General features: G+C 66.0%; 16 protein-coding genes. 13 read left to right on the top strand and 3 right to left on the bottom strand.

Annotation, left to right across the window (positions count from 1 at the left end):
- Positions 1-13: 13 nt before the first annotated feature.
- The gene (locus ACVWWN_RS00285; protein WP_457142127.1) at positions 14-2,005 is read right to left on the bottom strand and encodes a hypothetical protein; all 1,992 of its coding nucleotides are present in this window, start codon (positions 2,003-2,005) and stop codon (positions 14-16) included.
- Between the two features lie 679 nt (positions 2,006-2,684).
- Here ACVWWN_RS00285 and ACVWWN_RS00280 point away from each other — a divergent pair.
- The 4 genes from ACVWWN_RS00280 (at position 2,685) to ACVWWN_RS00265 (ending at position 7,150) form a co-directional block, all read left to right on the top strand.
- On the top strand, positions 2,685-3,638 hold the full coding sequence (locus ACVWWN_RS00280; RefSeq protein WP_457142126.1) for a hypothetical protein: 954 nt from the start codon (positions 2,685-2,687) through the stop codon (positions 3,636-3,638).
- A gap of 617 nt (positions 3,639-4,255) precedes the next feature.
- Complete coding sequence (locus ACVWWN_RS00275) at positions 4,256-4,561, top strand: hypothetical protein (protein ID WP_457142125.1); 306 nt, start codon at positions 4,256-4,258, stop codon at positions 4,559-4,561.
- Positions 4,558-5,139, top strand: a complete 582-nt coding sequence (locus ACVWWN_RS00270) for a thermonuclease family protein (RefSeq protein ID WP_457142124.1) — start codon at positions 4,558-4,560, stop codon at positions 5,137-5,139. Before ACVWWN_RS00275 ends, ACVWWN_RS00270 begins: the two co-directional genes overlap by 4 nt.
- A gap of 376 nt (positions 5,140-5,515) precedes the next feature.
- Positions 5,516-7,150 carry a ParB/RepB/Spo0J family partition protein gene (locus tag ACVWWN_RS00265; RefSeq protein ID WP_457142123.1) on the top strand — a complete coding sequence of 545 codons (1,635 nt, stop codon included), beginning with the start codon at positions 5,516-5,518 and terminating at the stop codon, positions 7,148-7,150.
- Between the two features lie 169 nt (positions 7,151-7,319).
- Here the strand turns inward: ACVWWN_RS00265 and ACVWWN_RS00260 are convergent, their stop codons facing one another.
- Complete coding sequence (locus ACVWWN_RS00260) at positions 7,320-7,625, bottom strand: hypothetical protein (protein ID WP_457142122.1); 306 nt, start codon at positions 7,623-7,625, stop codon at positions 7,320-7,322.
- A 598-nt stretch (positions 7,626-8,223) separates the two neighbouring features.
- On the opposite strand from ACVWWN_RS00260, the gene nrdH reads away from it, so the two are divergent.
- From nrdH to ACVWWN_RS00220, 8 genes are all read left to right on the top strand, one after another.
- Complete coding sequence (gene nrdH, locus ACVWWN_RS00255) at positions 8,224-8,460, top strand: glutaredoxin-like protein NrdH (protein ID WP_457142121.1); 237 nt, start codon at positions 8,224-8,226, stop codon at positions 8,458-8,460.
- Between the two features lie 37 nt (positions 8,461-8,497).
- Positions 8,498-8,848, top strand: coding sequence for a hypothetical protein (locus tag ACVWWN_RS00250; RefSeq protein WP_457142120.1), 351 nt, complete (start codon positions 8,498-8,500; stop codon positions 8,846-8,848).
- Entirely contained in the window at positions 8,845-9,471 is a 627-nt protein-coding gene (locus tag ACVWWN_RS00245) for a hypothetical protein (protein ID WP_457142119.1), read from the top strand. The genes ACVWWN_RS00250 and ACVWWN_RS00245 overlap by 4 nt, the downstream gene beginning before the upstream one ends.
- Positions 9,472-9,646: 175 nt before the next feature.
- Positions 9,647-10,315, top strand: a complete 669-nt coding sequence (locus tag ACVWWN_RS00240; protein ID WP_457142118.1) for a serine protease — start codon at positions 9,647-9,649, stop codon at positions 10,313-10,315.
- A gap of 310 nt (positions 10,316-10,625) precedes the next feature.
- Positions 10,626-10,871 carry a hypothetical protein gene (locus ACVWWN_RS00235; RefSeq protein ID WP_457142117.1) on the top strand — a complete coding sequence of 82 codons (246 nt, stop codon included), beginning with the start codon at positions 10,626-10,628 and terminating at the stop codon, positions 10,869-10,871.
- A gap of 28 nt (positions 10,872-10,899) precedes the next feature.
- Positions 10,900-11,235, top strand: coding sequence for a hypothetical protein (locus ACVWWN_RS00230; protein ID WP_457142116.1), 336 nt, complete (start codon positions 10,900-10,902; stop codon positions 11,233-11,235).
- Between the two features lie 395 nt (positions 11,236-11,630).
- Entirely contained in the window at positions 11,631-12,194 is a 564-nt protein-coding gene (locus tag ACVWWN_RS00225) for a hypothetical protein (protein ID WP_457142115.1), read from the top strand.
- Between the two features lie 90 nt (positions 12,195-12,284).
- Complete coding sequence (locus tag ACVWWN_RS00220; protein ID WP_457142114.1) at positions 12,285-12,563, top strand: hypothetical protein; 279 nt, start codon at positions 12,285-12,287, stop codon at positions 12,561-12,563.
- Between the two features lie 68 nt (positions 12,564-12,631).
- Here ACVWWN_RS00220 and ACVWWN_RS00215 read toward each other — a convergent pair whose 3' ends face one another.
- Entirely contained in the window at positions 12,632-12,787 is a 156-nt protein-coding gene (locus ACVWWN_RS00215; protein WP_457142113.1) for a hypothetical protein, read from the bottom strand.
- 386 nt (positions 12,788-13,173) lie between these two features.
- Between ACVWWN_RS00215 and ACVWWN_RS00210 the strand changes: the two genes are divergently transcribed.
- A complete protein-coding gene (locus tag ACVWWN_RS00210) occupies positions 13,174-14,328 on the top strand; it encodes a DUF4192 domain-containing protein (RefSeq protein ID WP_457142112.1) in 1,155 nt (384 codons plus the stop codon).
- Positions 14,329-14,368: the final 40 nt, after the last annotated feature.

Here is a 14,368-nt window from a genome sequence, read left to right as displayed (position 1 = left end):
TCGGCGATCCGGGTCAGATGATGGTGGTGTGGCGACCAAGCCCGATCAGGATGTCAGCGATCTGATCACCAAGCAGGCCATAGCCGTTCGCCAATCGATCGGTGATCGCATCAAGCAACTCACCCACCAGATCGTCAGGAATACGGCTGGCCAGCCCACGCAACACGTTGTACGCCCGGATATACGGATCCGCCGCCATTGCGGTGGTGGTCAGCGCCTTCGCCTCGTCGAGCGCCACCCGCACCCACTGCGCGACCAGGTCATCGGGAATGAGGTCCGCTTGACCGAACCCGGCCTGCAGGCCCGCCGCCCGAACGTTGGGCACCAACGACTGCGCCGCGGCCAAACAGTCGTGATATGAGGTCAGTCTTGCGGCAGCCTCACCGGCTCGCTCGACGTCGCCGGCGGCCAACGCATGGTCCAGGGCCGCGCCGGCGTCATCGACCAACAGGTACATCTGTGCCAGCAACTTGTGCGCGTCGAGCTCGTTGTTGACCTCCCCGAGAATTATCGCCCGCTTCAGATAGCGGCGCAGGTCGATACGAGCAGAGCGTGGGCGGTGCTTTTGGGCGACCGTGATCTCCAACAGCTTTTCCGTCGCCGCGCCCCGCATGTCATAGCCCGCGATTATCAGCGTTCCGGGCCCGGCGTCATCCAACGCCGATTTCTGATCACTCAGTGACGACAACACGTCCATATCAACGGATTCGGTCTGCCCGAGGGCGACCAAAGCTGAGCGCGCCCAGTTCGCGGCGTCCTGCCAATTCTTCACATAACTACCCCGGCCGCCAGCCTGCCGATAGGACGTCACCGCAGAGCTAAGTTGCCCTTCCTGGAAGAACTTTCGGCCACGACGAGCGAGGATCAGCGCTGCCGCCTCTGACGGCGTACCCCTACTTCCCGGAACCGTCCCCGCCAGCAGCTGATCCCACAGCTCTTCGTCGCCCGTCGCGTCGGCCACCGCCAAACGCAGGCGCGCAGCGACCATCGGCTCGACCGCGGCCGCGGCTGCGGCGACCAGGCGCTGCCGATGCTCTACGACGACCGCCAACTCTCCGTCGGCAAGGCAGGCCTCCGCGGCGTGCATCAACCACACCGATCCTGCGGGATCACCCGCATCAGCCGTGTCGATCGCCACCTGCAGCACGTCGGAGGGGGGTTGGTCCCCCATGATGCTGCGGTCGAGCATAAGCACCACCGCGCGCCGCCACGTGAGCCACGGAGGTGCGCCCTCATGAGTGGCCATCTCCGCCCACGAATTGCAGGCGTCGGTCTGACCGAAGCCAAACCCACCGGTCAGCGAATCCTCCACCATCGGCAGCCACTCGTCGGCGGCATGCTCAAACTGGCCCGCCTGGGCCAGCAGGTCAGCAAGCTGGCGGCGGAACCGCCTCGTCAGGAGCGGATACCCAGCGGCCTCGATCCGATCGATGATCGCCGAAAGCTGCGTTGCCGCCCCGGTAGGATCCGATCCCGCAAGATCGACAACGCGCCGGTAGTCGGCGTGAAGATCGAGTCCGTCGAGCGGCCCGTTCAGCAACACCTCGGGGTCGATCCGGCCAGGATCCGACGCGTTTAACCGATGCAGGGCATTGACCGTCCGGTCGATCCCGGCGATGTGCTCACCCTGCTCATCGACCGCTTGGCGAATCCGCCGCAACTGGTAGGCCAAGGCGATGGCCTGCTCTGCTCCGTCGACACACCCGGGGTACTCGCTGACCAGGGCATCAGCGATTTTCCGCGAACGTTCTGCCTCGGGTTCGCTGAGGGTCTCGGCCACCACCGCCGACAACGCCGCTGCGTCCTGATCCATCAGCGCGTTTGCAGCCTCCTCCCGGCCGATCATTTTGGTCAGCTGGTGCCGCTGCCACCAGGTCAGCTTGGGAGTGATGTCGTAATGCTTCTTGAGTGACGCCATCAACTTGTCCTGAGTGGTGCGTTTGGTCAACTCCCGCGCCACCTTGACCGCAGGCGAAAACAGCTTGGTCACATCAGGTCCAGTCACAAACGACTCCCCCAGCCCAGGCGCATCAGCGGTCAGTCCTAGCATCCCAGGTCTCTGCCGACCCACTGTCAGAGGTGACGGATGCGGCCAGAGAAGTCACCGAGGCGGCACCGCGGCGCCAGCACCGCGCAGTCTGTCACACAGAGTGGCACGCTGTCCGCCGAGTGCTGGCATGGCAGACAACGCTACAAGTCAGCGGACGCCCTCCGGCGCCAGACCGACCGATCACCAGCAAGCTCGGGTAGCCAGGGGCAATCAGTGCTGCGACTTAGCCCAGTCAGGTCGGCGGTCCACACCACCGAATGGGTCCATGTCGACGCGTCGTCGGGTGACGGTGCGATCTGTCGCCACAACAGCGTGTGTGCGGCACAGGCGGCATCGCGCAGCGCCGGTTGTTCAAGCTTGACGAATCCGTCGCGAATGAAGAGCTCAACGTCAACCATCCTCAGCAGTATGCGCGGACATGGCGGCCCCGGCGAATCATTCTCTACTGTCGCGGCCACAGACCGATCTAACGGCGGGATACGTTGCCGTGCAGGGGCTTCAAACGCTGTCTGGCGTGACACAACAGTTATCGATATTCCCGGCAGTCGCGCCATACCTACCGAATCGGGGGCGTCGTCGACCCAACCGCGTTACCCTCGCCCCATGAGGCGCCTGTGGCCGCGATGACAACGCCATGGTGAAGCGCAAGGGCCTTCCCTGGGCTCCCAACTGCGTTCCGGATATGCGGCGTCAGTGGTGCAACGCTCTGGACACCCTAGTGGCGCGCCAGTCCACGGCGCTGCAGGATGAGCCCGCCGAGGCCACCGCCGGCGGTGCTCGCCGACTGCAGCGACTGCAGGCAAAACTGGCCGAGTCCCTGGCCCAGATGAGGACTGAGGCCGAGGCGATCCGCGGCGCCGAGCTGTACTGGGTGTCCCGCGACATGGTCGACGTCGCTCTCGATGCTGCCGATTCCTTGCCGGAATGGACGCCTGCAATCGCAGCTCCATGCCCGGCAGGGTTGTTGTGCTGGGCCAAGCCCGCTGGAGTGGTTCCGTGGAACGCGTTGAGTTCCAGCGACCCTGCCGAGGTCGACTGGGACGGCCTATGGTGGTGGTCGCGGCCAGATGGAGTACTTCAGCTGCAACCGCTATCCAGACTCGCGAAGAACCCCGAGCTGTTGGCGCCGTATCAGGTGTCCTCGCCGCTGTGGCAGACCAATCCCACGCTGATGGTGCAGCCGTTGGTTCCGCGCACAGCCGAGGTGGCCGGTGCCGCCGACGCCTCACCGTTGGTCAGCGTCGTCGGCGCGGCCTGGCTGCTGATGGGCCAGCCCACCGTCGCCGCGACCCGCGCACTGGAAGCGTCGTCGCAGGCCCGCACGGAAGGCGCAAGCACGACCACCGGCCCTGATCCCGATAGCGTCAGCATCATCGAGCTACGCCGTCCGATCAGTCCGCCGCGCCAGCAGGATGGATCGTCGTCGGAACGCCAGTATCACCACCGCTGGTGGGTGGGCGGGCATTGGCGCCAGCAGGCGTGCGGCCCCAATCACGCCGACAGACGACCAAAGTGGATCGCGCCGTACGTCAAAGGCCCCGAGGGCACCCCGCTGATGAAGGACCGCGTTCACGTGTGGCGGCGGTAACCAACTCAGCGGCGGTCTTCTGTTGTTGCCACCACGGCTGGGATCAAGGTCCCGTCAGGGCCAGGCCTGTAGCCGGTCGGCGGCGAAAGGGGCAGTGGTACAACAACTCCCCCGACCTCCGCTGCGTAGCGGGCGGCCTCGACTCGTTCGTCGTCGCTGTACACCCGCACCGCGGTGGGCTGACCGGGTACGCGGACCAACATCGTAAGATCTGCGACGGACAGCTCCCCCGGCCCCCTGCGGGGGGCCTGTCGAACATGCAGGCCGGCGCCATCGTCGCTCATCGTGCCATTATCGCCGCGGCCACCGACAGAACCGCGGCTTGTGCCCGTGGGGCCGGGTCGGCGTGTCTTGACCCCCTGCACAGTCGGCGTATCCCGCAATGCAGAGTGCGGGCACGCCTGCGCGGCGAAGGACTCCGGTAACTGGCATTCCACCTGGCGGCGATTTATCACGGTCCCGAGGTCAGCGGCAAGGGATGAAGAGCTGCCCACGTCACATCGACAACGTGTGCCTGTAGCTCATTTCTCTACCCCCGCGCTTGGAGCGTAGCTAACGCGACAGTCCGACATTTACGCTGATTTCGCGCGATTGAGGAGGCAGGATGGATAGGTGCGATGACTGAGAACCGGCCGTACATGTTCGAGCTGGCAGCGCTGGCGCTGGCCGAACAGACTTTGGAGAATGTCCGAAAGACCGCCGTTTCCAACGGCGTTGCCGTCGACGCCCTCAACCGCGCCATCGAGATTCTCCGCATCTTGCAGCGGGGCGGTGAAGACCCACAGGACTTCATCCTGCGCGAGTACATCCTCGACGGGTGGCTGCACGGCTACCTACCGCTCGACGTTGCCGCGACTGACCCCGCGCTGTCCACGTGGAAGCTCGCCCAGCTTGCCGAAGCTTACTACGCCAGCCGATCGTGACAGCGTCCCGCGGTCCCTCCGTCGGCCACCAGATGTGGCGCTCGCGCCTTGTCCTCGGCGCAGCACTGGCGCTGTCGATGCTTGCCAGTTCCTGCAGTGCAGATTGGACCGCCACCCTGGCGCATGCCGACACGGAGACCACCGCCACCGTTCTGCGGGTAGTCGACGGTGACACCATCGACGTCATCGACGACCGCCGGGGGCGGCTCAGAATCCGCGTGCTCGGCATCGACGCACCAGAAGCGACGAAGAAGGTCGGTTGCTGGGGCCCACAGGCAACGGAATTTGCCAAGTCCGCCCTCCTGGGCGCCCGCGTCGCCATCATCACCGATCCCACCCAGGACCAGCACGACCGCTATGGACGCACGCTCTCATATCTCGATCTCGAAAAGGCCAACGGCTGGGACTACTCGATCGAAGCCGCCCGCAACGGCGCCGCCCACGCCTACGTCTACGGCAACTCCCCTGTGAGCCGCGCAGCGGAGATCGCCGCGGCCGAACAAGAAGCCAAGGCTGCCGGCCGAGGGCTGTGGGGCCCGCCTTGCTTCGGGCACACCTACGCGGCACCTCGGAGATAAACCCCACCGCCTGAGCGCTTTTCGGCGACTGTCGTGAACCCCTAGCCCGGCGGGGCCGCGCGGCCTGGTGCCACACACCTTGGCGGCGGCGGACACGCCTGCGGCGTGACTGATTTCAAGTTCATTGCCTTCTGGCTCACTCATGTTATGTCCACGGCTGGGACGCGGAAGGCCGTCGGCCTCCGCTGCGCTCCGGGCCCGCTGGGCTCGCAGAACTTTTCCCCAAAAACGTTCGCTGCGCTCACGGGAAAACTTCTGCGCCCGAGACCTTCTCGCTTACCTGCGCCGTTGGCCATTCATTCGTTATTGCCAGAACGGCAAAAGAACGGGCGGCCCGTCCGAGGGGTGCCCGCGTTAACGAGGAAGGTCACCATCCATGTCAATCACCACTGACAACCGCAGCGAGCAGACCCTTGCGACCGTCGAGCACATCGACCCGCAGACGCTGGAGTTCGAAGACAACGTCCGCGACGAGGTGCAGCTGGACAAGGACTTCCTGGCGAGCCTGCGCGAGCACGGCGTCATCATTCCGATCATCGCGATCCGCGACGCCGAGGGCCGCACCCTGGTTCGCGAGGGCCAGTGCCGAACGCTGGGAGCGCGCGAGGTCGGGTTGACCAGCGTCCCGGTTTATGTCGTCCCGGCTGACGCCGCCGACGCCGACACCGCGACGGTCCAGCGGATCGTCCAGCAGATGGTCGCCAACGACCGGCGCAAGGACCTGACGAACGGTCAGCGAGCGCGCGCCATTCAGCAGATGCTCGATACGGGGATGTCGGCGACCAAGGTCGCCAAGAAGCTGGCTATGTCCCGCGATGTGGTCAACGCCGCCGGAGCCGCCGCCAAGTCGGCCACCGCCCTCAACGCGTTGAACGACGGCCAGCTCGACTTCCGTCAGGCCGAAGTCCTCACCGAGTTCGAAGACGACCCGGATGCTGTCGAGGGTCTCCTTCGTGCGGCGGGCCACGGATCCCAGCACTTCGAGCACGCGGTGTCGAGCCTGCGGTCCCGGCGCGAGACCGACGCGCTGTACGCCGAGGCCGAGAAGGTCTACGTGGAGCAAGGTTTCACCGTCCTGGAGGACCGCCCGCGCTGGAACGACACCTCGGCCGTCGAACTGAGCTACCTGCGCACCGCCGACGACGAGAATGTGTCAGACGATGTGGACAAGAAGCCCGAGCACTGGGCGGTCTACCTCACCGAGGAGTACGCCTACGTCGACGCCGAGACCGGCGAACCCGTCGATGACGACGACGTCGATGACCAGACCCGGTACAACACCGACCGCGAGGCCGATGAAGGGCTGCGGCACTACTCCACCGTGACCGAGAAGACCGTCATCGTGCCGGAGTGGTTCTGCCTCGACCACCAGGCCGCTGGCCTGCAGCTCGCGCCGTCACTGCGCGACCGTTACCAGCGCAACGAGCGCTCCAGCTCAGCCCCGACCGGCGACGACAGCCCCGAAGCCATCGCCGAGCGCCAGGCCCAGCAGGAGGAGGCCGAGCGTCGGGAACGCCGCAAGGTGTTGGTCCTCAACCGGCTGGGACAAGCCGCTGAATCGGTGCGACGCGAATACGTCACCAAGCTCCTGGCCCGAAAGACCGCACCCAAGGGAGCGGCCACCTTCGTGGCCCACTGCCTGACGCGAGACCACTTCATCCTGAACCAGAATCACGGATCCGAGATCACGGCCGAGTTGCTCGGGCTCGACAACGACCGCGATGTCCGCGCACTGGTGAACGACCTCGGCACCAACATCGACGCACGGGCTCAGGTCATCACCCTGGCGATCGTCCTCGGATCGCTGGAGGCGCGCACCGACAAGAGCGCCTGGCGCAACGCGCGCTCAGGCCTGACGGGCAACGCCAGCTTCGTCCCATTGACCATCGGCTCCGATGATTATGTGCGCTTCCTGATCGAAAGCGGCTACGAGCCAAGCGAAGTGGAGAAGGTCATCGTCGGTGAGCGGACCGCCGATGCCGTCTACGACGAGACAGTCGAACAGGACTGAGAGCACAGGTGGTGGGGCCTGACCTCCAGGCCCACCATCGCCCGCCATCCCGTCTATTCCGCAGTGCCCGATCCCCTCGCCTTTCTGACCCCATTGGAGAACGATGACCGCCGTCCAGGACGCGCTGTTCGGTCCAGAGACCACCACGACCACGCCGACGCATGCGCTGTCATGGGGGCTCGGCGCCGACAGCACCGCCATCCTGCTGCGTTGGCTCCATGAGCCCGCGAGCCGCGATTTCGACCTCGACCAGCTGGTCATCGTGGTTGCTCATGTCGGCGACGAGTACCCCTCCACGATTCGCGATGCCGAGGAAGTCCTCCTTCCGCTGCTGGCCCGCCACGGCGTGCGCCTGGTGCAAGCCGGCCGCACCCGACGCAACACCACTGCCGCAGGCGAAGGCATCAGCATCTTCAGCGACACCACTCAGCCGATTCGCCTGCGCACTCGAGGAGTTGCCCGGCGAGCTGGTCACCGGTGCCGATGGCATCACTCGCGTCTGGCGGCACCATCGCGGCGAGGTCGAGCCCCTGGGTCGAGCTTTTTCATGTCGTGGCACCCAGCGTCGAGGTTCAGGACAAACAGCGGTCCGGCTTCGAAGCGATGTACGCAGCCGCGACCGGCGGATTACCGGCCCTGATATGAAGACACCAATTCCTGGTTTCTCGCACATTCGAGCATTGGTCGAGAAGGACACTCCGCGCAAGGCCACGGAACACTGTACCGGCTCGAAACATTTTTCCTTTTCGTTAAAAGTGTCGCCAATCGAGGAGGTAAATGTTTCGCCCGGACCTTGCACTACGGACCATTCTCGCCCTGCAGAACGTGTCGAGAAGCCCAAAAAGATGAGCACAGGACAACAGCCACAAAAATGAGGCTGAGGGTGGTGACTGGTGCCGTTTCTTCGGGGGCAAGGAGAGCTTCCACATGGACGGACGACGCATTACCGCGCGGTGGGATATTTTGATAAACGACGCACCGAAATTAGTCGATTAATTTTTGTAGGTGCATTGCTAAGGCCATTGTCCGACTATAAAATTGAGTACATAAGCACCGGCGATAAAGGAGCAGTCATGGCACATGTCACCGTTTACACCAAGCCCGCATGCGTGCAATGCAACGCGGTTTTCCCGGCACTCGATAAAGCGGGAATTCCCTACGAGAAAGTCGACGTTTCCGTCGACGCAGAAGCGCACGATTACGTGATGTCGCTGGGCTACCTCCAGGCCCCCGTCGTCTACGCCGGCCCGAACAACCACTTCAGCGGATTCCGGCCTGACCGGATTAAGCAACTCGCCGCCGCGGCCTGACCGCTGGTCCGCGCAGACCGCCTCCCGGGAGCCCACCATGTATCAGCTGATCATCGCCAGCGACGCGACGACGAGCACGACCGACCACGATGATTTCGACCACGCCCGCCGGGCCCTCATCGAGCACGTCGTCGATGCTGATCTCTACCTCTGCGGCGATCAGCTGTTCGGCGAAGCAGCGCACCGAGCACCCTTCGCGATCGAGTTTGACCTGCTCGCACTGAGCCCATCGGGCCGCCAGCCACACCGTGTGGGCACCGCAACCATCGCGGCGCCGGCCACCGGAGTCGCTGTCGCGCGGCAGGACCTCGCCGAAGCAACACAGCACCGGTCCGAAGCCGTTGTCCCGCAGTGCACTCGAACCATGTGGGGAGCCCACGCATCGTGACCTCTGCCATCCGCCAGTCCCTGCATCTGGTACCCAGTCACCCCGGCGCCGACGACACCCTCGTCGACACGGCCGCCGAAGCCGACGCCTTCCTGGCTGAAAGCGTCGTGCAGCAGTGGCAGCCAGAACACCAGTTCATCGGGGCGCTGCTGTACCTGTCCGCAGACGAAGCGCGATCCCTGCTGGATCTGGTGCCCGACAACGCGATCGCCAAGCCGGTCGCACGGTGGGCATACGAACTCATCCGGCGCCTGGTCGACGACGGGAAAAAGCCCGATCCGGTAAGCGTCTTGGCCGCCGGCAAGCGCCACTCCGCCCGCCATGCATTGCGGCCTGATCAGCCACCCACACCCAAGCGTCACAAGGACCTCGCCCTGTACCTGGTCGACGCCTACACCCAGAACATCAGCTCGGCGCTGGCCAGCAGCCTGGCCCGCCAGGTCCTCGACGATGCATACCGGCGTGCATTCGGCAGCCTCGGTGAACGGATGCAGCAGTTGGCCGACACCGACAGCGACCGCAAAGAGCTGACCGAGCAGTTCGGACTCATCCGCGAAGAACTCGCCGACCTGTGGCGTCGGGCCGACGCCGCGGCCAAGCTCTCCGCGAGCGGAGCGCCATAATGATCGCCCGTCACCAGATGCGTTGCGCCGTCGGGCTGGTGGACCAACGCGGCGGCGTCGCAGCGGCAGGATGCACACACCAGGACGGGCATTCAGCGATCGTTGCCACCGCCTGGATCGAGACGCTGCACAGTCGAGCTGAACGCAGCGCTGAACGTCACGCCCGGAGCCGACAATGACCGCGGCGTGGAAGTGCATCACGGTCGCCGTGGCCAGTGCAGCCGCTCTCGCGATCGCCGCAGCGCCGGCGCAGGCAGCGTTACCATCGATCAGTCCCGGCGACCGGATCGACTACATCACCGATGAAGGGTCGGCGTCGTTTTGCACCGTGGGGTACGTTTACACGGGCTCAGATGGACACGCATACGCCATCACCGCCGGCCATTGCCAAACCGATGATCCCGGACATGTCGTGGACGGAAGTGCCACCGTCACAGGACGGTTCGTAGACATCTTGGTCGCGCCGCCGCGCTCAGGCGGACCCGACTACGGGCTGATCGACTTCGGCCCCGACGTCACCTCCCGGTCGGTGATCGGTGATGACATCGCCGTCGCGGCCGCCGAACCGCCCGCCGTTGAACCCGGCCAGACCGTCTGCCGTCTGGGCGTATCCAGCGGAGAGCACTGCGGCACTGTTGCCCACCGCTACGGCGACGAGCAACTCATGACCACCGATATGCCGGCGAGCGTTCCCGGTGACTCCGGCGGACCAGTATGGATCGTCGACGACAACGGGCAAGCCCACATCGTTGGCATCTGGCTCGGCGACAAAGCAGCACCCGCCAGCGGTCACCGCTACGGGCGATTCGCCCGCCTCACCACCGCACTCGACACCCTGGCCTGAGGCGCCGCCCGTGAGCCCTGGCCGGCTCATCCGTCGCGGGTAACGCGCCGAAATCCGTAGCCCCTCACCTAATTCCGTCAGCGGGTGCCCCAGTATGAGCGCCGAGGCCCCGTCGCGCTCAACCCACGCCCGGCCCCGGCCCGGCGGCGGAGGACATTTGCGGCCCCACCCTGCTCGCGGCCGCTCACGGGGCCACAAATCCGCCGGCCCCATGACCGGACTCTGCGGGGTTGACCCCGCCACCCCAGCACTCCCCCTGCACCCCAGCGCTAACCGGCGCCCAGATCACCAACCCGAACGGAGAACAACCATGACCACCACCCTCACCACCAACCCGTCCACCAACACCGCAGACATCCTGGCCACGGCCCGCCAAGACATCCACAACGCCGTCGGAGCCGACGACGACCAACGCCGCCGCCAATACGCGCTCTCCGCCCGCGACAACGCCGTGACCGTCCTCCTGGACCCCAGCAGCACCCGCAGAGAACGTGAGTACGCCGAGTACTACCTGGCCGATGCCCAAGGCATCATCGCCAACACCGACCAGGCCTAGTCCCACCACCGAACAGAAAGGACCCACCATGGTTGACAAGGACAACGCACTGTCCTGGACCTTCGTCGATGACGACGGCCGACCCCGGCAACTCAGATGCCGCATGAACTTCGCCCCCGCCGGCGATCCCCGCAGGTTCGACGGCCACCGCCCCGACAACCTCGACGAGATCGCCATCAGCCGCCCAGACGTCGAGGAAGCCGCCATCGACACCGCTCTCGAAGGATGGGAGGACTGGGCCCTGTTGCACGCCGAGAACCACGGCATCGACCGCTGGATCAGCCTGCCCGCCATCCGCAAGCAGATCAACGACGCCGGCCTCGGCATCGACCACCCGCCAAACCCACACCACACCAGCGGATAACACGACGCCACACCAACGGGGTCCGCCCGGCCACCAGGTCGGGCGGACCCCCTTTTTTCTACCGGTACCCCAACGACCGCCCCTCACGGCGCGACTGGCCGCCTGACGGCGGCCACCTTCCGTAGCCCCTCACCTTTTTAACCGTTAGCTGGGTGGCCCAGCATGACCGGCAAGGCCCCGACCCGTTCAACCCACACCCGCGCCGAACTGCACAGGCCGAGTGACCTTTTCGGCCCAACCCCAGTCTCGCCGAAGCGCTTCGCGCCGGCTCGCCGGGGGCCGAAAACCCTGCTCCGCCCGTCGCGGCCTCTACGGGGTTGACCGCGCCACCCCACCGGTCCCCGCACACCCAGCGCTAACCGGCGCACCAATCACCAACCCGAACGGAGAACACCATGTCCAAAACCACCTCCCCCAACTTCACCACCCCGTCGACTCTCAGCGCCAACGCCTCCGGCCTGATCGCCCACACCTACGTCCGCGTCCGCGGCGACCAGATCGGCAAGATCGACGTGTACAACGCCCGCACCCCACACGCCCGAGTCACCATGACCCTCGGAACGGTGCTGATGACCTTCTGGTCAGCATCGGCCGCCCAGGGCGTACTCGAGGGGGTCTCCGCCGCCCGAGCGACGCTGATGCACATGCCGCCGGAAATGGCGGTCAGTGCCGGCCCCTACGGACAGCCCACCATCGCCGTCGACTGGACCAGCCGGCCCAACTACGCGGCGATCCCGCAAAGCCGCGTCACCGACGACCAGCGCCGCACCTTGCGCTGGACAGATGTTCACATGGGCCCGCTCACTTGGCAGATCCTCGACCGCGCCGCCTTCCACGCACTCACCAGCATCCTTCGAGACGTCCATCGGACTGCCATTGTCGTCTGTCTCGATGGAAGCAAGCACCGCGCAGATCCCACCGCCGACGATTACGTGCCGACCCAGCAGCCGATGCAGTAATCCACAGCCCGCATCAGGGGACCGGATCAATCCACAGGCGGTGGGTCTGGTCCCCCAGATGGGTCACCGCGAGGGGCGACGATGACCCCCATGAGCACCTGGACACTGGACATCACCGGCGAGAGCCGCCGCACCATCATCGGCACCGCCGACAACGCCGTCGCCAGCCGGGCCGCCGCGCTGCGCGCGATCGGCGCCGCCAACGCCACCGCCGGCTTTCAACACCACCGCTACGAAGCCGCAGTCGACGGAGAACTCCTCGCCATCATCCAGACCGGCATCGATGAGGCAGGCCTTCCCGATCACCGCGGAATCGTCGACCTTCTCGACCGCATCGCCAACACCACCCAGGACGATCTGACCATCTAGCAGCCAGGCCGAACGACAGGGCCCACCATCAAGGTTCGGCTGGACCGCATCGCGGCCGCGGCACGACTTCAGAAAGGCGTCGGGTCGCCCGGGGCGGACGTACGCACGTCGACCAGACCAGGTGAGCGCAACGCCGACCCGTCACCGTCGACCACCCACCGCAGACACGCCAACGACAACGGGCCACCCCGCGCGATCAGCATCTGCAGCAGCGCACTCTCCATGGCACGAGCCTAGCTCCAAATCGGAGACGGCTACGAGGCGTCCGACCCGTCCCGGAAAGGGATGGCGCGCTAGGGGCGACCACCCACTTGCCCGCCTCCGGCGGACATCTCCGTAGCCCCTCACCTTTAAGCCGTCAGCAGCCCCCCAAGCCTGACCGACCGGGACCCGTCATCGTCAACCCACGCCGCGGCCGCTTCCGCGTGTCTCCGCTGCGCTGCGCCACGCGCCTGCGGACGATTTTCAACACGCACTCACTCGCTGCGCTCCCTCGCTGAAATTCGCCCTCCGACGCTGCGGCTCTCCGAGGTTGACGACGCCACCCCGCCGGTCCGCAAGGGGGCACGCCAACCGGCGCACTCATCACCTCCCCGAACGGAGAAACACCATGAGCAAGTCCTTCATCAACCTCGATACCGAGCAGGCCATCATCAGCGCGATCCCCGCACTGCTGCGCTTCGTTCCGACCAACAGCATCGTCGCGATCATGTTCGGACCCAGCGGCGCACCGCGCGACGCGATCCACTGCACGATCCGGTTCGACCTCGACCTCGACCAGGCCCAACGCTTCCCGCACACCTGCAACCTGCACTCCCGCAACACCGCCGCCGCGATCCTCGTCGCGATCTGCGATCCCGAACACGACGAGCACGTGCTCGACATCCTCAACGCAGCCCGGGACGCCCTGCACCACCAAAGCATCCAGGTCCTGCAGATGCTGACCACCCACAGCCTCACCCAGGCCGGCCGCTGGTCCGATCCCGACACCGGCGCACAAGGACCCACCGTTCCCTACACCGACGCGGAGATCACCGCCCAGGTGGTCTTCGAGGGATCAGCCATCGACACCTCCCGCGAGGTCATCGAGACCGAGTTCACCGTCACCGACGCCGCTCCCTACGTCGCGGTCGAGGAAGAGTTCGACGAACTCGTGCGCCGCACCGCCATCGAGCTACACGCACTGGCCACCGGCAGGGCCAGCGGGCCGGCCGACGACCTCGCCACCCGCGCCGCGATCATCGTCACCGAGAACGTCCACATCCGAGACGGGTTGCTGCGCATCGGACTCGGCAACGTATTCGCCGCCGCGCAGATGTTTACCGCGCTGGCCGCCCAGCTGCGCGGGCAAGCCCGCGCCGAAATCCTCACCGTCGCAGCCTTCAACTACTACCTCGCCGGAGACGGAATCCGCGCAGGCATCGCCATCGACCACATCGCCGATGCCGCCGCCACCGCGCACCTGCCCATGACCACCCTGGCCGAGCTACTCAGCGCCGCCCTGCGCGCCGCAATGGACCCAGCGAAACTGCGCATGATCATCCCCAGCCGCGACCGGACACCCCATCCCCGGAACCGACCTCCAAGCGCCCCGGACGCTGCCGGGCCGGACCGAGCACGCGGGTCCGGCCCGGCAGCGCATCCACGGCATCGCCACCAGTGTCGTTGCCACATCGCGTGTGTGAGGCGTCGGCGCACTAGGTGCGACCGACGGAGGGCCGCCTGCGGCGGCCTCGTCCGTAGCCCCTCACCTTCTTGCCGCTAGCAGGGGTCGCAGCGTAATCGGCCGGGGGCCCGACCGGTCA

The sequence above is a fragment of the Mycobacterium sp. URHB0021 genome (assembly GCF_054057895.1).
The sequence above is the reverse complement of the archived record's forward strand: the minus strand, read 5'-3'. Positions and strand labels throughout refer to the sequence as shown.